Source organism: Halodesulfovibrio sp. MK-HDV (genome assembly GCF_009914765.1).
Lineage (GTDB): Bacteria > Desulfobacterota > Desulfovibrionia > Desulfovibrionales > Desulfovibrionaceae > Halodesulfovibrio.
In genome coordinates this window covers 90,510-113,878 of the sequence record NZ_WYDS01000002.1, presented here as the reverse complement: position 1 = coordinate 113,878, position 23,369 = coordinate 90,510, and the positions used below count along the sequence as shown (strand labels likewise).

19 protein-coding genes are annotated in these 23,369 nt (G+C 46.0%); 13 read left to right on the top strand and 6 right to left on the bottom strand.

Features of this window, described 5'->3' with window-relative positions:
- The first annotated feature begins 146 nt into the window (after nucleotides 1-146).
- Both MKHDV_RS02005 and MKHDV_RS19135 read left to right on the top strand, forming a co-directional pair.
- Complete coding sequence (locus MKHDV_RS02005) at nucleotides 147-956, top strand: class I SAM-dependent rRNA methyltransferase (RefSeq protein ID WP_371415998.1); 810 nt, start codon at nucleotides 147-149, stop codon at nucleotides 954-956.
- A gap of 29 nt (nucleotides 957-985) precedes the next feature.
- On the top strand, nucleotides 986-1,333 hold the full coding sequence (locus tag MKHDV_RS19135) for a hypothetical protein (RefSeq protein ID WP_371415997.1): 348 nt from the start codon (nucleotides 986-988) through the stop codon (nucleotides 1,331-1,333).
- A gap of 125 nt (nucleotides 1,334-1,458) precedes the next feature.
- On the opposite strand, the gene MKHDV_RS02000 is transcribed toward MKHDV_RS19135, so the two are convergent.
- A complete protein-coding gene (locus MKHDV_RS02000) occupies nucleotides 1,459-2,316 on the bottom strand; it encodes a hypothetical protein (RefSeq protein ID WP_160711753.1) in 858 nt (285 codons plus the stop codon).
- Nucleotides 2,317-2,701: 385 nt separating this feature from the next.
- On the opposite strand from MKHDV_RS02000, the gene MKHDV_RS01995 reads away from it, so the two are divergent.
- The 4 genes from MKHDV_RS01995 to MKHDV_RS01980 all read left to right on the top strand — a co-directional run bounded on the left by MKHDV_RS01995 (nucleotide 2,702) and on the right by MKHDV_RS01980 (nucleotide 7,205).
- The gene (locus MKHDV_RS01995) at nucleotides 2,702-3,859 is read left to right on the top strand and encodes an alanine--glyoxylate aminotransferase family protein (RefSeq protein WP_160711751.1); all 1,158 of its coding nucleotides are present in this window, start codon (nucleotides 2,702-2,704) and stop codon (nucleotides 3,857-3,859) included.
- A gap of 14 nt (nucleotides 3,860-3,873) precedes the next feature.
- Nucleotides 3,874-4,149: a DUF1844 domain-containing protein gene (locus MKHDV_RS01990; RefSeq protein WP_160711749.1), complete on the top strand. Its 276-nt coding sequence runs from the start codon at nucleotides 3,874-3,876 to the stop codon at nucleotides 4,147-4,149.
- Nucleotides 4,150-4,173: 24 nt separating this feature from the next.
- On the top strand, nucleotides 4,174-5,226 hold the full coding sequence (gene argC / locus MKHDV_RS01985) for an N-acetyl-gamma-glutamyl-phosphate reductase (RefSeq protein WP_160711747.1): 1,053 nt from the start codon (nucleotides 4,174-4,176) through the stop codon (nucleotides 5,224-5,226).
- 800 nt (nucleotides 5,227-6,026) lie between these two features.
- The gene (locus MKHDV_RS01980; protein WP_160711745.1) at nucleotides 6,027-7,205 is read left to right on the top strand and encodes an amino acid permease; all 1,179 of its coding nucleotides are present in this window, start codon (nucleotides 6,027-6,029) and stop codon (nucleotides 7,203-7,205) included.
- Between the two features lie 75 nt (nucleotides 7,206-7,280).
- On the opposite strand, the gene rdgB is transcribed toward MKHDV_RS01980, so the two are convergent.
- Nucleotides 7,281-7,910: an RdgB/HAM1 family non-canonical purine NTP pyrophosphatase gene (gene rdgB, locus MKHDV_RS01975; protein WP_160711743.1), complete on the bottom strand. Its 630-nt coding sequence runs from the start codon at nucleotides 7,908-7,910 to the stop codon at nucleotides 7,281-7,283.
- Between the two features lie 224 nt (nucleotides 7,911-8,134).
- The gene (locus MKHDV_RS01970; protein ID WP_160711741.1) at nucleotides 8,135-9,703 is read right to left on the bottom strand and encodes a nitrogen regulation protein NR(II); all 1,569 of its coding nucleotides are present in this window, start codon (nucleotides 9,701-9,703) and stop codon (nucleotides 8,135-8,137) included.
- Nucleotides 9,704-9,779: 76 nt separating this feature from the next.
- Here MKHDV_RS01970 and rimO point away from each other — a divergent pair, with 76 nt between their 5' ends.
- The 7 genes from rimO (at nucleotide 9,780) to MKHDV_RS01935 (ending at nucleotide 20,169) form a co-directional block, all read left to right on the top strand.
- The gene (gene rimO / locus MKHDV_RS01965; protein ID WP_160711739.1) at nucleotides 9,780-11,078 is read left to right on the top strand and encodes a 30S ribosomal protein S12 methylthiotransferase RimO; all 1,299 of its coding nucleotides are present in this window, start codon (nucleotides 9,780-9,782) and stop codon (nucleotides 11,076-11,078) included.
- A gap of 210 nt (nucleotides 11,079-11,288) precedes the next feature.
- Nucleotides 11,289-13,010 (top strand): 30S ribosomal protein S1, encoded by a 1,722-nt coding sequence (locus tag MKHDV_RS01960; RefSeq protein WP_160711737.1) that lies wholly within the window; start codon nucleotides 11,289-11,291, stop codon nucleotides 13,008-13,010.
- A complete protein-coding gene (sppA, locus tag MKHDV_RS01955) occupies nucleotides 12,991-13,812 on the top strand; it encodes a signal peptide peptidase SppA (RefSeq protein ID WP_371415996.1) in 822 nt (273 codons plus the stop codon). The genes MKHDV_RS01960 and sppA overlap by 20 nt, the downstream gene beginning before the upstream one ends.
- A gap of 218 nt (nucleotides 13,813-14,030) precedes the next feature.
- Entirely contained in the window at nucleotides 14,031-15,533 is a 1,503-nt protein-coding gene (gene malQ / locus MKHDV_RS01950; protein ID WP_160711735.1) for a 4-alpha-glucanotransferase, read from the top strand.
- A 74-nt stretch (nucleotides 15,534-15,607) separates the two neighbouring features.
- Nucleotides 15,608-16,831, top strand: coding sequence for a histidine phosphatase family protein (locus tag MKHDV_RS01945; RefSeq protein ID WP_160711733.1), 1,224 nt, complete (start codon nucleotides 15,608-15,610; stop codon nucleotides 16,829-16,831).
- 556 nt (nucleotides 16,832-17,387) lie between these two features.
- A complete protein-coding gene (gene mutL, locus MKHDV_RS01940) occupies nucleotides 17,388-19,469 on the top strand; it encodes a DNA mismatch repair endonuclease MutL (protein WP_160711731.1) in 2,082 nt (693 codons plus the stop codon).
- Nucleotides 19,470-19,821: 352 nt separating this feature from the next.
- A complete protein-coding gene (locus tag MKHDV_RS01935; RefSeq protein WP_160711729.1) occupies nucleotides 19,822-20,169 on the top strand; it encodes a DUF190 domain-containing protein in 348 nt (115 codons plus the stop codon).
- Between the two features lie 124 nt (nucleotides 20,170-20,293).
- Here MKHDV_RS01935 and rfaD read toward each other — a convergent pair whose 3' ends face one another.
- Genes rfaD through MKHDV_RS01920 form a run of 3 tightly spaced genes read right to left on the bottom strand, consistent with a single transcriptional unit; the run spans nucleotide 20,294 to nucleotide 23,367 of the window.
- Nucleotides 20,294-21,265 (bottom strand): ADP-glyceromanno-heptose 6-epimerase, encoded by a 972-nt coding sequence (gene rfaD / locus MKHDV_RS01930; RefSeq protein WP_160711727.1) that lies wholly within the window; start codon nucleotides 21,263-21,265, stop codon nucleotides 20,294-20,296.
- A 20-nt stretch (nucleotides 21,266-21,285) separates the two neighbouring features.
- A complete protein-coding gene (locus tag MKHDV_RS01925; RefSeq protein WP_160711725.1) occupies nucleotides 21,286-21,963 on the bottom strand; it encodes a YkgJ family cysteine cluster protein in 678 nt (225 codons plus the stop codon).
- Nucleotides 21,964-21,999: 36 nt separating this feature from the next.
- A complete protein-coding gene (locus MKHDV_RS01920; protein ID WP_160711723.1) occupies nucleotides 22,000-23,367 on the bottom strand; it encodes a DUF1566 domain-containing protein in 1,368 nt (455 codons plus the stop codon).
- Between the last annotated feature and the right edge of the window lie 2 nt (nucleotides 23,368-23,369).

Sequence of the window (23,369 nt, the reverse complement as noted above, 5' to 3'; positions counted from 1 at the left end):
CGCCGGAGGCTCGTCGAAGACCTGCCAGAGGCTATCTCCGTACAAAGCCTGCCAGAAGTTTATAGCTTCTGGCATTCACACAATACTGGGGCGCGCAAGCGAACCCAAACCTAACAGTACGGTTTACAGGAAACCGAATAGAACAGATGAAACAATTAATTCTCAAGAAAGGTGAAGACCGTCGTATCCGCCTCGGCCACCTCTGGATATTCAGCAACGAAGTAGATACCCAAAAAAGCCCTATCAAAGAATTCGAACCGGGTGAAAGCGCCGTTATTGTCAACGCTCAAGGGCGTCCAATCGGCTCAGCATACGTGAACCCGAACTCACTCATTTGCGCTCGAATGATCAGCACACGTCCTCACGAAGGACTCACTGAAGCACTTCTCGATAAGCGCATCTCTCAGGCACTTACCCTGCGTGAGTCCATGTTCGACAGACCATTCTACCGTATGGTTTTCGCTGAAGGCGACTTCCTCCCGGGTCTGGTAATCGACCGCTACGACGACCTGCTTGTAGTGCAGCTTACCACTGCTGGTATGGAAAAAATGAAAGACCAGATTACATCTGTTCTCTGCAATATTCTGCGCCCTAAAGCGATTCTTTACCGTAACGACTCTGCAAACCGCCCGCTCGAAGGTCTCGACCGTTATGTTGAGCAGGCAGTAGGCACCGTTCCTGCTAAAATCGCTATTGAAGAAAACGGTGTAAAATTTGAAGTGCCTATGATTGAAGGCCAGAAAACCGGATGGTTCTACGATCAGCGTACCAACCGCCGTGACTTCGCTTCTTTCTGTAAAGGCAAACGCGTTCTGGATGCATTCTGTTACGCTGGCAGCTTCGGCTGTAACGCTGTTAAAGCTGGCGCAAAAGAAGTTACCTTCCTCGACGCTTCCAAAATTGCTCTTGATGCCGCAGTACACAACGCAGCCTCAACGGTTCTCCTGATAAAGTAGATACCGTATACGGCGACGCATTAGACACTTTGCAGGAACTCAAAGATTCCGGCGCACAGTTCGATACAATCTGCGTAGATCCTCCTGCGTTCATTAAGCGCAAGAAGGCATTCAAAGAAGGTCTTTCCGCATACCAGCGTGTTAACAAACTCGCTATGGATCTCGTTGTAGACGGCGGCATCGTAACCAGCTGCTCCTGCTCCCAGCATCTTAGTGCGCAGGACTTGAACCGCGTACTTCTGCACGCAGCTTCCAAGTCTAAAACCCGCATTCAGACTCTCATTCAGGGTCATCAGGGTCCAGATCATCCTGTACATCCAGCAATGCCGGAAACTCACTACCTCAAAAGCTACACAGTACGAGTGTTCAAAAGCTAAGCTTCGTCACTCAGTATTTGATCAATAAAAAACTGGCGGAACGTATGTTCCGCCAGTTTTCTTTTTTTGACAGGTAAAATGATGGTCTTAGCGTTTTGAGATAAGAGTACTTTCTTGAATAGCCCTTACTCAAATGTTGTGTCAGGCAAAACCACGGCTTTTCCATTTTCTATTCGAACATCAATACTATAGGCAACTGTCGGATCACCATAGTGATCAAAAACAAACATAATGTCTTCATATGGCGAAAGAAGAGGTAATTCCTCTGTGCTTTTTAAACGCAAATTATGTCCGTCCTGAACATATATTTCCTGCTGTTTTGCAGCCGTACGTGCTTTTTCAACAAACTCATCCCGCGATATTTTGGGTTGAACAGATGGATTAAGCGGATATTTTTTTCCATCATGCTGCATAACATGCTGCACACCCCTGCTTGTTATGATGAGGTCCTTCCATCCTTTTGTTTGTTTTTCGGATACAAACACAGGTGGTTCGGAAACAGTAAACCGCGAAAGTTTCTTACCATCAGCAGAGAACAGATATGCGGTGCAGCCACCTGATCCACAAAAATACTGATCTTGAATCAACACAAACAACTCCGCTACCCCATCATCATTAAGATCACGTTGCCCGTACTTGTAAGGAGTACGGTCTGTTGGCATTGATACTTTTTCCGGAAAATATACTTGCTTCTCGACCAAGGCTTGAACATCTTTTTGTGAAAATTGCGGCTTAGTTTCTTTTGCAAACGTTAAATCAGCGACTTCTGGCTTTAAACCGTTCTGCTCTGCTTCCGGTGTGACTGAAATTTCAGACACCGCAGGTGACGTTGGAGCTTTGTCAGTATCTACGACTGTAGGCTTGGCAGGTAATCTCTGCGCTGTTGAGTCAGCAGGCTTTTCAGGTGCAGGTTCACAGCCAACAAGCGCAAACATAAGCACAGCAAAAGCCAACACCAATATATACATTCTCTTTTGTTTCATACTCGTTCCATCAGTTATATTTCAGAAAAAACTTACGATGCGATACTTTTTGCTAATACACCATACTAAAAAGCATATGGACATTCGATTGCGGTGAGTTATATATCAAGTTACTGCCCTTCATAACTTTGCATTATCAACGCAACAGTTCTTTTTTTAAGAAGAATTTCTCTCTAGAGGACTGGTAAGTAATTCAAAAATAGCATCATATCACTGCTTTTATTTTTTGCGTTGCCAAGGTAAAGTCGGCAGGATGATAGTAAGTTTGAAAGCAGGGCATGGCATCTTAATTGGCATTCGCACAATAAACGCATAGTCAAAAAAGAGCCGTATCCATTTGAACTCTTAACAAATTCAGCATTTATTACCATTTGCGGAGAAGATCGTGCTTAACAAAAATAGATTGTTAGCACCGGGGCCAACCCCGGTTCCAGAACGTGTCCGTCTCGCTTTAGCGCAAGACATGATCCATCACCGCAAGCCTGAGTTCAAAGCCATCATGGCACAGGTTCAACAGCGGTTACAGAAACTTTTCGGCACCACTCAACCAGTGCTTTCGCTGGCGTGTTCCGGCACAGGCGTTATGACTGCGGCAGTAACCAACCTTTTTTCTCCCGGTGAAAAAGTATTGGTTATCGAAGCTGGAAAATTCGGCGAACGTTGGGCAGAAATTTGTGAAGCCAGTAACGTTGCTGTGGAAAAACTTGTCTTCGATTGGGGACAAGCCGCTACTGCTGAAGCCGTTGCAAAGATGCTGGATCTCCATCCGGACTGTAAGGGTGTGCTCATCCAACTTTCTGAAACTTCCACCGGCGTACTGCATCCTGTTCAGGAAATAGCGAACGTACTAAAAGATCGCGATATACTGCTCGTTGTGGACGGAATTTCTGCTGTTTCCATTTCTCCATGCTTCATGGATGACTGGAACATTGATTGCCTACTTACCGGTTCACAAAAAGGACTTATGCTCCCTCCGGGACTGGGACTTATTGCATGCAGCGATAAAGCATGGAAGAAAGCAGAATCTGTTACTCCTTCCTGTTTCTATTTCAATCTGCGTGCTGAAAAACAGAAAATTTTACAAGATCAAACCTTATTCACAACGCCAGTAAGCCTCATAGTTGGCCTCAACGAAAGCCTTGCAATGTTTGAAGAAACAGGATTTGATGTTATTTTCAAAAAGCAATGGGCTTTGACCATGATGGCACGCACAGCCCTTACAGCAATGGGACTTGAACTGTTTGCTAAAGACCACTTCACTTGGGGTCTTACAAGTGTGCTTGTGCCGGAAAACGTAGATGCCACTGCCGTGCTAGCATATGCAAATGAGAACTTTGGAGTTATCTTAGCAGGTGGCCAAGCTCACATGAAAGGACGTCTTGTACGCATAGGCCACATGGGCTGGGTTGACTGGGCAGACCTTGCAGCTGGTCTCCATGCTTTTGCAGAAGGTTGCAAAGCTTGCGGCGGCACAATTGAGTCCGGATATCTTGAAAAAGGTCTGCACGCATACCACAGTGCATTGAACGTCTCTGATAAATAGTAAAGGAGCGCACCATGGCTGACCAGAATTCCCAACACTCCGAAATGCCGGAAGTGAATTTTTCCACGTTTATTCTTTCAATCGGCTCTTCTGCTCTGGTACAACTTGGTGAAGTACCAGATCCTGAAAGCGGTCAGATAATGGAAAACCTGCTCGCAGCAAAGCATTCCATTGATATTCTGTCCATGTTGCAGGATAAAACAAAGTCCTGCCTCGAAAATGATGAACAGCAGTTGCTCGATACACTGCTCTACGATCTACGTATGAAATACGTATTGAAGACCAAGTAACAACCAAAACAGGGTATAACGCAAATGGCACAGACTAAAGTAGGCTTAGTAGGGGTTACCGGATACACCGGAATGGAACTGATGCGCCTTTTGCAGACTCATGATCACTTCGAATTGGTGCGTGTTACTTCACGTGCTGAAGCCGGAAAAAAATTACGCGACATTTACCCGTTCATGCAAGGCATGGAAAATGGTGAACTGTTGATTACTGAACCGGACGCGGATGATCTTGCAGAGGCGTGTGATCTCGTTTTCCTCGCAGTACCACATCGTACAGCAATGGAAATCGCTGCTGTTCTGCTGGAAAAAGGTCTTAAAGTTGTAGACCTCTCCGCAGACTTCCGCCTGCGAAGCAAAGATGAATACGAACACTGGTATGCCTGCGAGCACACCCAGAGTGGACTGCTGGATCAGGCAGCATACGGTCTTCCGGAATTATACTCCGACGCAATTATTCAGGCACAGCTTGTTGCAAACCCGGGTTGCTACCCGACATCTGCAATTCTCGGACTGTATCCTGCGCTTAAAGAAGGATTTATCCTCAAAAGCGGCATCGTTGTTGATTCAAAATCCGGCACCACTGGTGCAGGCCGCAAAGCTAGCGTAGGCTCCCTCTTTTGCGAAGTTTCAGACAACTTCAAAGCTTATGGACTCACCACTCACCGCCATACGCCGGAAATCGAACAGGAACTTTCTGTTATTGCAGAAGACGATATTACCGTCTCCTTCAATACTCATCTGCTGCCAATAAACCGCGGCATTTTGTCCACTATCTACACCACTCTGACCGAAGAGATGACATTGGACGACGTGCACGCAATTTACGAAGAAGCCTACCGCACCCACCCGTGGGTACGAGTTTTGCCAATGGGCAAACTTCCGGAAACCAAGCACGTTCGTGGAACCATGTTCTGTGATATTGGTCTTGCAGTAGATAAGCGTACCAACCGTCTTATCATCGTAAGTGCTATCGACAACCTCTGTCGTGGTGCCTCCGGTCAGGCGCTGGCCAACGCAAACCTTATGTGTGGTATTGCCATCAACGAAGGGCTCAAATTAGCTCCATTGTTGCCATAACACACGCAGTTCTACACACACAAAAGGTGAATCTGATTCAGATTCACCTTTTTTTATGCCTGCTACCAAAAATTCTCATAATGCCTTCCTTAAACACGAAAAATTGACGACCTGCCTTCTTTTATCCGCTGAGCATCTTCGACTCTTTTGACCGTGCTACTGTTATTTTCAAAAGCATGACACACGGTTACACATATTTGTGACTCTATTTTCCCTGTTACATGCATATAACTTTATACCGTGGCTTTTTTTGAAAACGTAATTGTCAATAGTTGTGTCTTGTTAATGGCAAGAAAAAGTATGCCCTTAATTTATGTTTTTATGCTACACCACACACAGTTTCATTTAGTTATAATTCTCCTCAGAAATTGCGCTATTTATTAATAAATCTAAAATTTTTGAAATTCTGATCAGTTTTTTCCAAAATCCTATATTAGATCGATAGACAAATTGTAATCGTTAGTACGTGTTTCATTGCATATAAATACAGTCTGTTACCGTATTCTGTTTACTTCTCACGTAAGATATTTTTTTCCGTTTTTCATACGCCGTTACAAGCGAAAATGAACCACGAACGCACCCCCGCTCGTTTACTTTCATTTCACTTGCCGCAAGCAATCAAAAAAACAGAAAGATGGATCCTTGAGAGAGCAGCTGTCTACGTAACAAGTCATCCTCTGGTTACTGTTCAACAACCAACGTATTTCTATGAAGCACAAACCTTATATGAATGTTCTGACTCATAACAGAGTAACCGGTTACTTACCGGAAGAACAAAAGCAAACTGGGAGGTTTTGTTTATGAATAGTAAAGCTTTTAGTGCTGGGTGTATCGTCGCAGGTTCAACTATTGGTGCTGGTATGCTTGGCTTACCAATGGCTGTCGGAAATCTCGGATTCACCATGAGCTGTGTTTTACTTGTCTTCATGTGGGCACTTGCGCTCTATTCCGGCTTACTGCTTGTAGAGGTAGACATGCAGGTCGGCCCGGGATTGAACTTCAATAAAATGGTTAAAAAAGTATTAGGATGGCCGGGGCAAGTCGTTGCCGTATTAAGCCTTGGTTTCCTTCTTTATGCACTGCTTGTTGCATACATTACAGGTATGGGCAGTATCCTTTCAGACACCTACCATTTTGCAGATTACGGTGCAGGCACCTCAATGTGCTCAACCATTTTTGCTGTTATCATGGCTTTTATTGTATTCTGTGGAACCAAAACGATTTTACGATTCAACAACTTGTTCTTCATAGTCATGGTCTGTGCCATGTCCTTTGCATTCTTCTCACTCAGCTCTACAGTTGATGTCGACAATCTACTCGCTGTCGCCCCTAACTACGACTACTTGCTGGGCAGCTTGCCAATCCTATTTGCTGCATACGGCTACCACTTCTGTATTCCGAGTACCTGCAAGATTGTTGAAGGCAACAAAAACATCCTTTACTGGGCAATCATCGGCGGTACGATAGTTCCTCTTGTTTGCTACACCCTGTGGCTCTTCCTTGCTCTCGGCAGTGTGCCTATGTCCCAAATCGCAGCAATGAACGGTAACGTAGATTCCCTGATCGTTGCTATTGCACAGGACTCTGTTTTCATTAAAGCAGTTCTCTCTGTGTTCGCATCTTTTGCGCTGGTAACTTCTTTCTTCGGTGTTTCCTTATCATTATACGACCTCGCTTCAGAAACCTTGAATCTTGGCGAATCACAGTTACACCGAGTTCTCGCAACTATCGCTGTATTCTTACCACCAATCGTTGCTGCAAACCTTTCTCCGGGCAGCTTTATTGCCGCTCTCGCTCATGCAGGTATCGGCTTTGCAGTACTCTGTCTCTGTCTGCCATGTGCTATGAGTTGGAAATTGCGTAACGAACGCAAGCAAACAAATACTGAAGCCCCATACGAAGTTGCAGGCGGCAAACTAACAATCGCCTTTGCTTCTGCATGTGGCGTATTCATTATCTTTGCAGCCTTTAACGCGTAATTAATACGTAAAAAAAAAAGCGCCCGTTGAACTACGGGCGCTTTTTTGTTTGCTATTTTTAGCATCAAAAATATTCTATCGACCGTGCTGCTTCCAGAACTCATCCCATTGGGTAAGAAGAGCTGCGAGAGCATTGCCACGATGGGAGCGTTTATTCTTTTCTTCGCGTGTAAGTAATGCAGAAACGGAACCGTCTTTTCTGTCAATGAACAATGGATCATACCCAAAGCCATTATCACCTTTTTCTTCAGTGCCGATAAAGCCTTCCCATGCGCCGGATGCTGTAATGCAATTGCCGGAGGGGGAACATGCAGACATCACACAACGAAAACGGGCAGTGCGATTCTCAAACGGCTCACCGGCAAGCTCCATAAGTAATTTTTCGTTATTACGTTTGTCACGAGTATCAGCTTTCAAGTTAGGAGTATCATCGCTGTAACGTGCTGAATACACACCCGGAGCTTTATTCAATGCATCAACTTCAAGACCGGAGTCATCTGCCACTGCAACCCTGCCTGTCAGCTTTGCTACTGTGCGGGCTTTAATGAGAGAATTCTCTTCAAAGGTGTCACCGTCTTCTACAATCTCACCGATTTCAGGATAGTCATTAAGACCTCGTACTGACAATCCGTACTCACTCAAAGTTTTTTCAAGCTCTGCTATTTTGCCTGCGTTGCGGGTTGCGAGCACAATAATTTTTTCCATCACTCTATCCTTATATGTAGCGCATGCTAGCTGTGACTAAAATATAGACGCTCATCAAAGATGATTGCGTCTACATTTGTATTTATATGAAGATGGGGACTCTTACAGAATCCCCTCAATCAAAATTTTAAATCACATCCTAGTAACATATCAAGCCAACCATCAAGTAGAAAATAGTACCTATCGCACTTGCAACACTACGCAATCCATTCTGAAAGAATATATTATCGGAAAAACTTCATAGGCCCACTTAAAAATCCTACATTTGCAGAATTAGCCACTTCATCACCATCATCATCAGTAGCGGAATCCTTTTTGCCAAAATCTGGAGACGTAGCGGAAATAGGTGGAAGATAAAATGAAAGAATTGTTCCCTTATGAATTTTACTACGCAGCTTCACCTTACCGCCCATGCCCTCGATAATTTTTTTCGTCATGGCAAGACCAAGGCCCGAACCACCACTTTTGGTGGTAAAAAATGGATTAAACAAATGTTCGCGCACATCATTTGGAATACCTTCACCGGAATCCATTATGCGGACGATTACCCAATTATCAGCACTAAGCGTTGTTTCAACACGCATTGTTCCGCCATTAGGCATGGCTTCAAAACCATTTTTTATGCCGTTAATAACGCACTGCTTCAGCTGGTCAGGATTTCCGCGAACTTTTGCTACGCCTACATTCAGGTTGGTTGTAACGATTCCCCCTTGGGACTCAAATCGCATTCGGAGCAAGCCAAGGGCTTCTGTAATCACTTCATTTACATCAATTTCGCCGCTTTCTCCAGGGGCAGGACGAGCAAAATTAAGAATGATTTTTAAAATTTTCTCCAGCCGTTTTGACTCGTTGTAGATAATTTTAACTTTCTTTGTATCTTTTTCATTCAAATTTTTCTGCTTAAGCAATGCGCGAGCAAAGCCGCCAATGGCAAACAGCGGGTTCCGTATTTCATGCGCAACAAAGGCGGACATTTCACCAATGGCTGCAAGTTTTTCCGTCTGCTGGAGCTTACGCACCATAAAGTAGTTTTCTGTAATATCTTTGCGCGTTAAAATTATCGATCGCACCGTACCGTCGCGTTTTACAGCCGGATACGCCGAGATCCCGAAATATTGGAGTTCTCCGTTACCGGTGATTTTTGTGACAACCTGATCTGCGCGCTTTGCTGTCTTCACTGCCTTAAGAACAGCATTATCCGGCTGCTGGGCATACAATAATATATTGTTAATGAGCGTCCCTTCCGCACCCTCAAACTCAAGGTCTCGCGGACTTTCCAAAACAGCAGCATTAGCATCCAGAACAGTGCCGTCAGTATCCAGAAGCCAAAATTCCTCTGCTGCCTGATCAACAAAGGTGCTGAACAGCCCAAGAGCTCTATCGAGGTTACATGCCTGCGCATCTAACACTGCGGGATCAACAGGAGATTTTCTAAAAGCAATCAAAGCTTCTCCGCCGACCACGGAAACTCCGGCTGGCGTATGCTGCTTAACATACTCTAGATATTTACCTTCTTCTGAAAGGTCGAAGACTATGTTGACATCATCTATATTCTCGCATAGCTCCTCTACACTGTCATAGAAATCGACGCCGTCAAGACACATCAATCCCGGCAACTCATCTTGAGGTGCACACGCGATTGCTCGCACTTTAATTCTCACTACGCCGTCAGGCATTTCTGTAGAAAAAAGATGCATCAACAGCTCTCGAAATGTGCTACGATACCCGATGGTCGCTATGTTAAGCGTAGTGAATATCTCTTTATCGGCCTCAACGGCTTGCTTATTTTCCACGTACGATCTCTCCTGTGACAGTGCAGCAAACACACAATTCATTAGTCAAAATAGTATATATACTGGAAACCACCCCATGATTAATATTTATTCAATAAGCCTTGGGTGCCCTAAAAACAGGGTAGATACCGAATGGCTTTTAGGCGCTGTAAGCGAAGAGATTACGCCGGTTGAAGCACCGGAAAATGCTGATCTGGTACTCATTAACACTTGCGGCTTTATTCAGCCTGCAATTGAAGAGTCCGTGCAGACAATTTTACAAGCCGTTGCCGATGTTGAAGACATAGCGACAGGCAAACGTCCGCTTATCGCAGTTGTAGGCTGCCTTGTAGGACGTTTTGGCGAAAACGATCTTTCATCCGAGATTCCTGAAGTTAACCTGTGGTTGACCAACACCCAGATGGAAGAATGGCCGGAAATGATTGCGAAAGCTATGAAGCTCCCTCTCATTAAAGACCCGCTTCGTCTTATCTCCACAGGCCCTTCATACGCGTACTTGAAGATTAGTGATGGTTGTAACCACAACTGTGCGTTCTGTACCATCCCTTCCATTCGTGGTGATTTACGTACCACACCAGCAGAGACCGTTGTGCGTGATGCAAAGCATGCCCTTGCTCAGGGTGTTAAAGAGCTCATCTTCGTAGCGCAGGACGTAACAGCGTACGGCCGGGAACTGGGCTTAAAACACGGATTGCGTGAACTGTTAGATAAGATCCTGCCGCTGGACGGTCTTGAGCGTTTACGTCTCATGTACCTGTACCCTGCGGGCTTATCAGTAGAATTTTTGAAATATCTGCGTGATGCTGGCGAGCCGTTTGTTCCGTACTTTGATGTACCTATCCAGCACGCACACTCAGATGTTCTGTCCCGCATGGGTCGCCCGTTTGCACGCAACCCGCGCGAAGTGATCGACCGCATCCGTGATATTTTTCCGGAAGCCGCAATTCGTACCAGTATTATTGTTGGCTACCCTGGAGAAACAGAAGAACAGTGGGAATACCTGCGTGACTTCATCATTGAAACACGCTTCCATCATCTGGGTGTTTTTGCATATCAGGCAGAAGACGGTACACCTGCTGCTGCCATGGACAACCAGATTGATGATATAGAAAAAGAATGGCGCCGTGATTCACTCATGGAAATTCAGGGCGACATTAGTGAAGATATTTTGGAACAGTACGAAGGCCAGCGCATGAAAGTGCTCGTTGATAGTGAACATGACGAGTGGCCGGGACTGCATGTAGGTCGTACTTGGTTCCAAGCTCCAGAAGTGGATGGCATTACATACGTAAGCGGCCCCGGTGTAGAACCGGGAGCAATGGTAGACGCAGAAATTGTGGATACACGCGACTACGATTTAGTAGCACTCGCGTAATTAGCCGTTTTATTTTTTTTTGCACGCGTTCTCAGAAAAGTGAGGCTACCATGCGAAAAACATACGGAAAACAATTAGGACTTCAAACCAAAGCGGTAAAATCCTGATATTCACAGCATTTTTTTGTTGAGTTTACAACGTTAATTTGCTAACACTTCCCATCTCACTTTCCAAGTGGGAAAAATTTTTTTGTTGGTTGGAGGATTTTTAATGGAAACCATGGAAAATAACTCACTCGAAGCTGAAATGAGCTTTGAGGCTGCACTTGAAGATTACCTCAGCTCCGATTTTGGTGAGCTGGATGAAGGTTCAATCGTTAAGGGCGAAATCGTTCGCGTGGACAGTGATTATGTTCTCGTTGATGTTAACTTTAAGTCAGAAGGTCAGATCCCTGCTTCCGAGTTTGCAGATGCAGACGGCGCGGTTAGCGTAGGCGTTGGGGACAAAGTGGATGTTTTCGTTGTTCGCAAGAACGAGATGGAAGGCACCATTACCCTTTCGTTTGAAAAAGCAAAACGCATGCAGATGTTCGACCAGCTCGAAGAAGTTCAGGAAAAGAACTCCGTCGTTACTGGCCGCATTGTACGTCGTATCAAAGGTGGCTACACAGTCGACCTCGGTGGCATTGATGCCTTCCTTCCTGGCTCCCATGTCGATCTGCGCCCTGTGCCAGACATGGACGCGCTCGTGAACGAAGAGTTTGAATTCCGTGTGCTGAAAATCAACCGTCGTCGTAGCAACGTTATCGTTTCTCGCCGTGTACTTCTTGAAGAAGAACGCGACTCCAAACGTCAGGACCTTCTCGTTACTCTTAACGAAGGCCAGATTGTTGTTGGTAAAGCGAAAAACATCACCGAATATGGTGTATTCGTTGACCTCGGCGGCCTCGACGGCCTCCTGCATATCACTGATATGTCTTGGAAGCGCATTCGCCATCCTAAAGAGCTCGTTCAGCTCGGTCAGGAACTCGAACTGAAAATTCTCAGCTTCGATAAAGATAACCAGAAAGTATCTCTCGGCCTTAAACAGCTCGTAGAAGATCCTTGGCAGGATATCACCGCGAAATTCCCTGAAGGACAGCGTCTCAGCGGCAAGGTTACAAACCTCGTTGATTACGGTGCATTCGTGGAACTCGAGCCAGGCGTTGAAGGTCTCGTACACATTTCTGAAATGTCTTGGACTCGTAAACTCCGCCACCCATCCCAGATGGTACGCGTAGGTGACGAAGTTGAAGTAGTTATCCTCGGCGTAGACGAAGATAAAAAACGCATTTCTCTTGGCATGAAGCAAGTTAAGCCAAACCCATGGGAAATTGTTGCTGAGAAATACCCTGAAGGTACTATCCTTGAAGGTGTTATCAAGAACATCACCGAATTCGGTATGTTCATCGGCATTGAAGACGGCATTGATGGCCTGATTCACGTTTCCGATATCTCTTGGACCAAAAAGATCCGTCACCCTAATGAACTCTTCCAGGTTGGCGACACTGTACAGGCGAAAGTTCTTACAGTTGATCAGGACAGTGAAAAATTCACCCTCGGTGTTAAACAGCTTTCCGAAGATCCTTGGTCTAAAGTTCCTTCTAACTACCCTAACGGCACCATCGTTGAAGGTCTTGTTACCAACATCACCGACTTTGGTCTCTTCGTAGAAGTAGAAGAAGGCATTGAAGGTCTCGTTCACGTTTCTGAAATCTCTCAGAAAAAAGTGAAATCCCCTTCTGAAATGTTCAAAGAAGGCGTAACTATCAAAGCTAAAGTTATCCACGTTAGCGCTGAAGAACGTCGTCTCGGACTTTCAATCAAACAGCTCCAGGAACCTGAAGAACGCAGCAAAAAGCCTCGTGAATTCCGCTCCGGCGGTTCCGATGCGGGTCAGCAGACCCTCGGCGATATCTTCAAGCAGCTTGAGGATGCAGGCGAAGAAGCCTAATTTCTCGCAGAAGCATCCACTTCTGTTTGGCATAATGCTAATTATTGCCGCAGTAGCCCTGTTCGCAGGCGCTACTGCGGCTTTACGCGTATCAAAAGGCAATGATATGCCTTATTTTACGCAAGATAAATTCGGCGTAATCAACGTGGAAGGCTTTATTGCCGACTCCCGCAAAGTATCCGACTGGGCATACAAACTGCGTAAAGACGATTCCATTAAAGGTGTTGTCGTACGCATCAACTCACCGGGTGGTGGCGTAGCCGCGTCACAAGAAATGTACTTTGCTATCAAACGCCTTGCTAAAGTTAAGCCTGTTATTATCTCAATGGGCACAGTAGCCGCTTCCGGCGGGTACTACATCGCAGCAGCCGGACACAAAATTGTTGCCAACCCCGCAACACTCACCGGCTCCATCGGCGTAAAGATGGAACTCCCCAATTTCAAAGGGCTGATGCAAAAAATCGGCGTCTCCTATCTTTCCCTCACAAGTGGCAAACTTAAAGCTGCCGGCAGTCCCTTCCAGACCATGACTCAGGAAGAACGAGAATACCTGCAAGCTATCATCATGGACATGTATAATCAGTTCATCGATGTTATCGTTGAAGGCCGCCACATGAAGCGTGAACAGATTCTGCCATATGCAGACGGTCGCGCAATGACAGGTAAACAAGCCCTGAAAGCAGGCCTTGTGGACATGCTTGGCGACAGAGAAACAGCTTACTTAGAGCTGGCTAAACTCTGTAATCTCGAAGCACCTCTGCCTATTACAGAAGGCCCTAAGAAAAAAGAAAAGCCTTCTTAAAGAACTCATCTCCTCTATTCTTGATCTTGCACCGGTTAACACCGTGCGGGAACAGAACTCTATTCAGCTCCTGTATAATTAAGTCTTCTCCCTAGTCTCCGCCTTCCTCTCCATGATATAGAAAAGAGTCAGATAAAAGCTGAACTCGCACTTTGCTGCGTGCTTTTGCCTTTATCTACGCATCTACGCAACAGGGACTTAGTCACTTGGAGGCTCTTATGAATATTCGCTCCAGCGGAGTACTCTTACATATTACTTCTCTTCCATCGCGATTCGGTATCGGCGATCTTGGCCCCGCAGCATATGACTTTGCTGATTTTCTCCGCTCGCGCGGGCAACTGTATTGGCAATTCCTGCCAACCACTCCCACTACAGAAATTATGGGAAACTCGCCCTATGCAAGTTGGTCTGCTTTTGCTGGCAACCCACTCCTCATCAGTCCTGAGATGATGGTCGAAGACGGCATCATCACATGGGAAGAAGTTCGTGATTCTCCGCAAGGTCACGATGCCTTTGTACATTACGGAGCAGCCGGAATTTATAAGGCTCACCTGTTGCGCATTGCCTACGCCCGCAAAAAAAAATCACTCAGTACATGTCCGCATTTTTCGGTGTTCAAAGAAAACCATAGAGAATGGCTGCGTGATTACGCACGTTTTGTAACCATCATGGACGAACATCCCGGTAAAATATGGACCGAATGGCCTGATCCGTTGAAGTACAGAGAGCAGGGAGCCCTGTTGCAGTGGGATGCAGAACATAAGGATGCCATCGCATACGAAGAATATGTGCAGTATATTTTCTTTTCCCAATGGCGAAGATTACGCGCGTATTGCAACAAAAACGGGCTGAACCTTATCGGTGATCTTCCTATTTATGTCACGCATCACAGCGCAGACGTCTGGACAAACCCACACCTGTTCAAACTGGATGACAACGGGACTCCAACCCACGTAGGTGGTGTTCCGCCGGACTATTTCAGTGCAACAGGTCAGCGTTGGGGCAACCCTGTTTTTAACTGGGACGCCATGCGCCATGAAAATTTTGAGTGGTGGGTACGACGCCTGCGTCATAATATTGAGCTTATGGATAAGATTCGGCTCGACCATTTCAGAGGCTTTGCTGGTTACTGGGAAATACCTGTGGATGAGCCCACAGCAATAAATGGCAAATGGGTAGATGCTCCGGGGATGGAGCTATTTAGAACATTCACCCTGCGTCTCGGGATGCTCCCCATTATTGCCGAAGATTTAGGCGTTATCACGGCGGACGTGCGAGAATTGAAACAGCAGTTTAATCTACCGGGAATGAAGATTCTGCAATTCGGCTTCGGCGGCGACCTTACACGAAATCCAGACACACCGTTTCATCATGAACCGCATTGTGTTCTATACACAGGTACTCATGACAACTCCACGGTAAAGGGATGGTACGTGACAGAAGCCGGTGATCAAGGGCGGAACAATCTGCATGAATTTGTTGGGCAGTGTACCGATCTCGATAATGTGCACCTCACCTTTATGCGTCTTGCCATGCAAAGCGTCGCAAATACGGTCATATTCCCTGTGCAGGATATCCTTGGACTGGATAATGCGGGCAGGATGAATACGCCATCAACGGGGAATGGAAACTGGGAATGGCGCATGACCAAAGAACAACAGCAACATCCAATGTTCAATAAGTTGTCGCAACTTACGGGGCTGTTTGGACGCTGGACATAACCGCAAGGAAGAGACAAACTACCAACGATACACAGCACTGGCACTACGCCAGTAACGCACATGCCGGAGGAAGAATGCACAAGCTTTATATTGGTATGGTAGGTCTACCTGCTCGCGGTAAAACAACTGTTGCCGCAAAAATTCTTGATGGTCTCTCAAAAGAAGGTATTCGCACGGAAATTTTTAATAACGGCGACATCCGCCGTGAACGACTTGGTGTCAAATCTTCTGAACCAGAATTTTACTGCCCTACAAATCAGGCAGGTAAAGCAGCACGTGAAGAAATTGCTTTTACCAATATGAACCGTGCCACGGAGTTTTTGCAGAGCGGCGGCAACGTCGCTATTCTCGATGCTACCAACGTCAGCCGTCATCGTCGCCTTGCCATTGAACGCATGGCAATCTATCCGATTCTCTGGATCGAGTGCATCAATAACGATGAAGAGCTGGTCGATGCTTCTATTCTGCGCAAAACAAAACTTTCTGAATTTTCCAAGCTGACAGAAGAACAAGCCTGTATGAGCTTTAAAGAGCGCATCAAATATTACGAGCACATCTATTCACCTCTGCTGGATGAAAAAATGTGGGTAATGGTAGATTCTCTACATAACCTTATTTTGAATGAAAATGTGCCGAGCGGCATACCGTTCTATGCAAATATCCGTGATATTCTTGTTTCGGACTGGGTGCGTAATCTCTATCTCGCGCGACATGGTCAGACAGAATACAACGTCATGGACAGAATCGGGGGCAACTCCTCGTTAACAGAGCTTGGTCATAAGCAAGCAAGTTGCCTTGGTGAATATTTTAAGGGAGACGAAATCAACTACGTCTTCACCAGCATGAAGCGACGTTCGCAGCAAACCGCACAGTATGTTGTAAACCACATGCCGAACTGCACAGTTATTCCACTCCCCGAGTTTGATGAAATCGACGCCGGAGTATGCGAAAACTTAATGTATTCTGAAATTAAAGAGCAATATCCTGAGATTGCCCGTGACCGTTCCTACGATAAATACGGCTATGTTTATCCGGAAGGAGAAGGATACAGAACCTTGAAAGACCGTGTAGACAGGGGCTTGAAAAAAGCACTGTTCCTTTCCGGTAACGCAGAACGCGTCCTAATTGTGGGGCATCAGGCAATTAACCGCATGATCCTTTCCCACTTTCTGTTCAGAAGACAAGATGACGTTCCGTATATTTTAGTTCCACAAAACTCACTGTTCCATATCATCTCGACACAACAGAAAAAACTGTTCGAACTAGTGAAGTTTATGGATGCAGATCTTGGTAACTAAAGTGATTATTGGCTACGCTTTTCCTTACAGATTGAGACAAAAATGTTCAGTGCAAGGCGCAAGAAAAAAACAAAATCGAAGCATACATAGACGTATGTAAGATTTTGTTTTTTTTGAAGTAACGCCAGTCAACCGTTGGCAAGTCATCGAGCCATACGGGAACAAGTGCCCTAGGGGTGCGCTGCACTGCGCGGGTTTGACATCAATCTGCATAATAAAGGGACTCATAAATGAGCCCCTTTATTTTTGCACTTTGCTGCAACCACGCCTCTGTCTTACAGCAAAATGCAGCAAAACTGTGTATACCGTACAGTTTCACTTTCTACCCTTAAATAGTTACAGAGCCTACGGAGTCTTGTAAACTGCTTTTACCTTTACTCTTGTTATAACTTCTTCAAACCAAATCGACGAATATCAATTTTCACTCCGAATCAGCTAAATATTGTCATCCAAAATCAATTTAGATGTTGCAAATTGCCAAAGCAGAACTAATTAAGTACACGAATTATAGAACTGTCAGTTCTAAAACGTAACCGCCCCGTAGCATGGAATTTGTATGACACAGAAAACTGATCCCAGACGCCATATTAAGGTACTCCCATCTGACCTGCGCAACCAGATTGCTGCGGGTGAGGTTGTTGAACGCCCAGCTTCCGTTGTGAAAGAACTTGTGGAGAACAGCATTGATGCTGGCGCGACACATGTAGACATCACAATTGAAGAAGGTGGACAAACACTTATTCAAGTGCGCGATAACGGGCATGGCATTCCTCAAGACGAACTTGAAATGGCTGTAACCCGTCATGCCACAAGTAAAGTAGCCAGTCTGGAAGAATTGATGAGCATCGGCAGCTACGGTTTCCGTGGCGAAGCACTGCCTTCCATTGCCTCAGTTTCTACCTTTACCATTACCTCTGCGCCAGCACCGAAAGTTGCGAATACTCCGGCAGACGCGTTTTTCATCAAGGTAGAACACGGCAACATAGCCAGCCAAGGCCCTGCAGCACTGCATCAGGGAACAGTGGTTGAAATTCGTGACCTGTTTGCCAATATTCCGGCACGACTCAAATTTCTTAAAACAAAAAATACTGAAACCAAACGTTGTCAGGAAATGCTCTCGCGTCTCGCGCTTGCACGCCCTGATGTCGGTTTTACGTTTACAAACAACGGCCGTGAGGTTTGGCGTTTTCCTACAAACCAAACACTCCGTGACCGTCTGGCGACTCTTTGGCCACCAGCCATTACAGATTCACTGCTTCCTCTGAATCATACCCGCGAGGGCTATACAATCCGAGGATTGGCAGGACATCCACAAAAAGCGCAGCCTCGTGCAGACCGTATGCTCTTCTGGGTAAACGGAAGATCTGTTAACGACAGACTTCTCATGCGCGCAGTGCGTGATGGCTACAGAGGACGCTTGCTGAGTAAAGAATATCCGCAAATTGCTTTGTTTCTTGAAATGCAGCCGGAGCTTGTGGACGCCAACGTACACCCTGCGAAAAACGAAGTACGTTTTCAGGATGAAAACAGCGTCTACCTCGTCGTGCGTAAAGGTATTGAACGTGCTCTTGATGACCTTACCGTACTTGAGCAGGTTGAAGCCGGAACCGATCCTTTCACAGCGTCGCCTAGTGCTCATGCACCTGCGGCAACACAAGCCTCTATGAATCTGGATTCTCCACCGCCAAAGCCTGCGGGGTTCTGGGGTGCGGCAGATGACCATGGCGTTATCAATCGTAATCCCAATACAGAACCGACAGGATACGAGACGGAGGTTGTACGTACAGCTAGCACTGCCACAATGCAGTCTTCTGACATGGTGCAGTCTTCTGGCATGGATGAAAACAACGACGTATCGCTAAATTTCTCTCCGTCAACAGATCAAGAGCCAGTTCCATATACTCCAGTGCTGGAGCTGGAAGAACAAGGCACAGTGCCGGCTGAACAAGCTGATCTATCCATTACGCCACCAACTGAGGCGTATTCAGAAGAAACACATGCCGCTGCCATGGCGGAAACGTCAGCAGCAGAGTATTACGAACCGCAAGGACATGCCGAGGCAGAACCAGAAAGCCAAAACGTATCCGTCGGCGATTTGACCTACCTCGGACAGCTGGCAGACACATATCTGATTATCCGTCAGCGAAATCAAAAATTGATATTGCTGGATCAACACGCTGTGCATGAGCGAATTCTGTTTGAACGTATCAAACGTGATGCCTCACAAGGACATTCGCAGTTGCTCGCACTCCCTATGAACCTTACGCTCCATCCTTCTGAAGCACACAGGTTGCAGGAAATGTGGGGAGATCTGGAAAAAATAGGATTTTCGCTAGCAACTTCCGGTGAAACCGAAGTGCGCGTCAAAGGGATTCCAACTGCCCTTGAGACAGCGGAAGCAAAGGGGTTCCTGCGAGAGATTCTTTCCGGTCAAATAAGTTCGATGGAAGATTTATGGGCAATGATGTCCTGCAAAAGCGCCATCAAAGCCGGTCAAAAGCTCACATCTGATGAAGCTGCCGGTCTTATTGCCCAGTGGCTAACAACTCCGGACAGAACCTACTGCCCACATGGACGCCCTGCTGTGCTTCAATTCACCATTGATGATTTGGAAAAAATGTTTAAGCGCAAGGGATAGCATTTCAACTTCCCCGCAATACAAGAACTAACAAAACGGTCAGCATTTTTATAATGCTGACCGTTTTTTATTGCCTACTTTCTCTGTCTGAAAAAAATCATTGGACTAACCACAACTCTCTAAAAACTTTTATTCTTTATTTTTAAGACAGTTATAGAAATAAATTCTTATTTTTTCTTCAAACATCTCGTTTTTTTCGCTGCTAACTGTCTGTCACTCTGTTTAAAATAGCAGATACAACTCCTCGGAAATTGTATTGTGTCATGGTATTCATTGAATTTTTTCAAAAAAGGAATACGCACACAATTTTCCAATACACCGCAACGCTTAGACAGCTCCGACGGAGGCCGAAATGAAGGAATGTTCAAAAGTTGAACGCATTACATGCATCATTGATGAAGATAGAAAACACAATGGCGAACCATTATACCGCGCAATTGTAGAAGAAGCCCAGAAATTCGGTATCGCCGGTGCTACTGTTAACAAAGGGATTATGGGGTATGGTGCAGCCAAAAAAATCCACAAAGAAAACCCGCTGGGCAGAAGCTCAGATATTCCTGTAATTATCCGCATTGTGGATGACAAAGAGAAGCTTGATGCTTTTTCAGACCAACTCTGCGACATGATCCAACAGGGAATTATTCTACGCGAGCCAGTAACCATGTGCCTTGTTCGCTGTGGCGGTAAAACCATAGAATAGCGACCGCGTAAAAATCAAAACAAAAAAAGGGTGGAGCTTATGGCTCCACCCTTTTTCATTTGCTATTGGTGCAGACTAACAATCTGCAACTACTTCGTAGACACGAAGTTATGCACGCTCGGTGCTACAGGTATGGATCTTCCTGTGCGAGGTAGTTCTGTACGTAATCTTTCGCACCTTCTTCAAGAGAGCGGAATTTCACAGGGCAACCGGCGTCTTGAAGACGTTTCATCGGTGCTTCTGTGAAGTACTGGTATTTACCACGCAGAACTTCCGGCATTTCGATGTAGCTGATGTTGGATTCAATATCCATTGCAGCAAATACGGAATTCGCAAGATCATTCCATGTGCGCGCGTTGCCGGTACCAAAGTTAAAGATACCGTTAGCCTGTGGGTTCTCAAGAAGCCACCACATAGCATCAACGCAGTCTTTTACGTACACAAAGTCACGTTTCTGACCACCGTGCGGGAAATCTGGATGGTAAGACTTAAAGAGCTTCATCTCTTTAGTATCACCAATCTGGGAGAATGCCTTACACACAACACTCATCATGTTGCCTTTATGGTATTCGTTCGGGCCGTACACGTTGAAGAATTTAAGGGACGCAATCTTATCGAGACGTCCGGTACGGTCTGCCCAGAGATCAAAAAGCTGTTTGGAATACCCGTACATGTTCAGCGGCTTCAGCTTGCTCATAGTTTCGAGGGAATCCTCAAAACCGAACTGACCGTCGCCATATGTTGCAGCAGAGCTAGCATTAATGAAACGAGCATCGTTCATAAGCGCCAGTTCGCACATTGCTTTTGTGTACTGAAGGTTGTTTTCCATAAGGAAATCTGCGTCTTTTTCAGTAGTAGAAGAACACGCACCCATGTGGATAACAGCATCAACTTCCCAAGGAAGTTGGTCATGCATCACCATTTCGAGAAAAGTATCGCGGTGGACGTATTCTTCGTAGGTACGGTTAACAAGGTTCTTCCATTTCTCAGTAGAAGCGAGATTGTCCACTACAATAATATCTGTAATACCCATTTCGTTGAGCTTCCAGATCATAGCGCTGCCGATCATTCCGGCGCCACCAGTAACGATGTACATACAGTCCTCCTAGCGGGGAGCTAGCTTACTTTTTTCTCGATAATATTTTCAAGCTCAGGGCCATGCTCGGTATCTACGATACGCAGACCGAACATATGCACGGTTTCACCAAGGGTACGACCAAACAGAAATTCCATTTCTGCTGAAGGAACCCCGGCTTTTTCCTGAACTACCTTACGGAATGCCATATCGAAACGAACTGATTCCAAAAATTCTTCTCTAGCAGAAGGATCTTCTTTCATACGTTCGAAAATGGTTCCAAGGTACTCGTAACCACATTTTTCTTCATGCATTCTTACGAGTTCAGCATAGCCGTTGTTATCACCGAGAACATCTAAACGGGTGATGCGATTTTCTTCGTACATTTCCTGAAGTGCATCAGGGTTCCAACAGTCCAGAGTTTTACACTCTTCAGGACGGTCGTTATAGATAAAACAAAGACGGTCTACTACGTTAAAAAAGCAGCAAGTCCATGTGCTTTCGTTACGGCGGGTAATTTTTACGAGTTCCTGCTGAAGCGGCTCAAGCTGGCCAGTTACGTTGTTACGTACCAGCTCACCACGACGGAAAGTCATAAGGTCTTTACGCTGAAAAATCCCTTTCGCGTACAGCTCAAGATCTGATTTGTGCAGAGCAGGGCCGCCCTTGGCACAACATGTACCGCAACGGGTACATTCTTTTTGTATTTCCTGACCCATGTTAGGTCTCCTTTTTTATCTGTATGGATAGTTTGTCTATCCGCGCACCGCTCTGACAGCAAACTGACATGTCATATCCTGCCAGCCTACAAAACCCAAAGATGCACTCACAAACCATGCCGCCATATATGACTTTGAATCGCACGTCCAGAGTGTATCCTGTGCACTGTCCATAAGTTGCGGCACACAAAAAGCTCCAAGTTCCGGTGGTTCCTGCACTAGTGACGATAGTTCGTCCACTGTCGGCAACCGCCAATCCTGATAGCTTGCAAATTTTTTTTCATTCAACGATGCAATATACGCATGGGCTTCGTCCCATGTACATGCAAACTCGCTACCGGACTGCTGCCACATTTTTCCTGTAACAGAATCCGTCACGGTTCCGTCCTCATTATCAGTGAGGTCTGCCATACCAACACAAGCGGGACGCCATAATGAATCCAACCCAAAAGTTTTCTGAGCCTCTGCAAGACGCACCTTTACAGGCGCTGTACGCAGAACAGGCGCATCCGTCGGGCACGGCGGGGTTTCAGCAAATTCATCAATAAAACGACATTCATTGTCGACCCGATCACGCCATGCTGCCACCAAAGTTTCAAGCGCAATGCGCATGTCCTTCGCTGTCGCAAAACGGTCTTCAGGGTCAAAGGCCATTGCCGTATCAAAAAAGGCATCCCACTCAGCATCAAGATCAAGAGAATATTGGCTGGCACGCGGAACAACATTGTTTGTATACACTGCTTCGTCTGTAGGCAACACCCCAGTAAGCATTCGGTATAACATGACACCTACAGAAAAAATATCCGACCTGCCGTCCGCACTGTCCGGTGCTGCTTCCTGCTCCGGTGCTGCGTAGTATGGGGAGCCTATACGTTCACCCTTTGCGGCTGTGGTCGGCCTCATTTCTCCACGAAGGCGCGACAGTCCGAAATCAATCAACTTAATTTCATCCAACCCTGTAATCATAAGGTTGAACGGCTTCACGTCCCTATGCACAACGCCAGCCTGATGCATTCTATACAGAGCATCAAGAGTTTGCGTCGCATATGAGACTGCGGTTGTAAGCGGAAGTTTTCGGGTTGGTGCTTCCACACGGTAGCTTTCACCGATTACCATGCCAAGGTTACGGCAAAAATACTCCATGATGAAAAACGGCGTGCCGTCAGCAATATCATAATCCCATATGGCAGCGATATTAGGATGATCAAGTTTTCCCATAATGCGCGCTTCGGATTCAAACCGCGCAATAAGTTCATCCCGATCAACAAACATTTCCATCATCTCGGAAGGCTTGAGAACTTTGAGAGCAACAATACGTCCAGTTACCGGCTGGCGAGCTTTAAAAACAGCTCCCATACCGCCCCTGCCAAGCAGGCCGCATACTGTATAGCGTCCAATCTTCATGT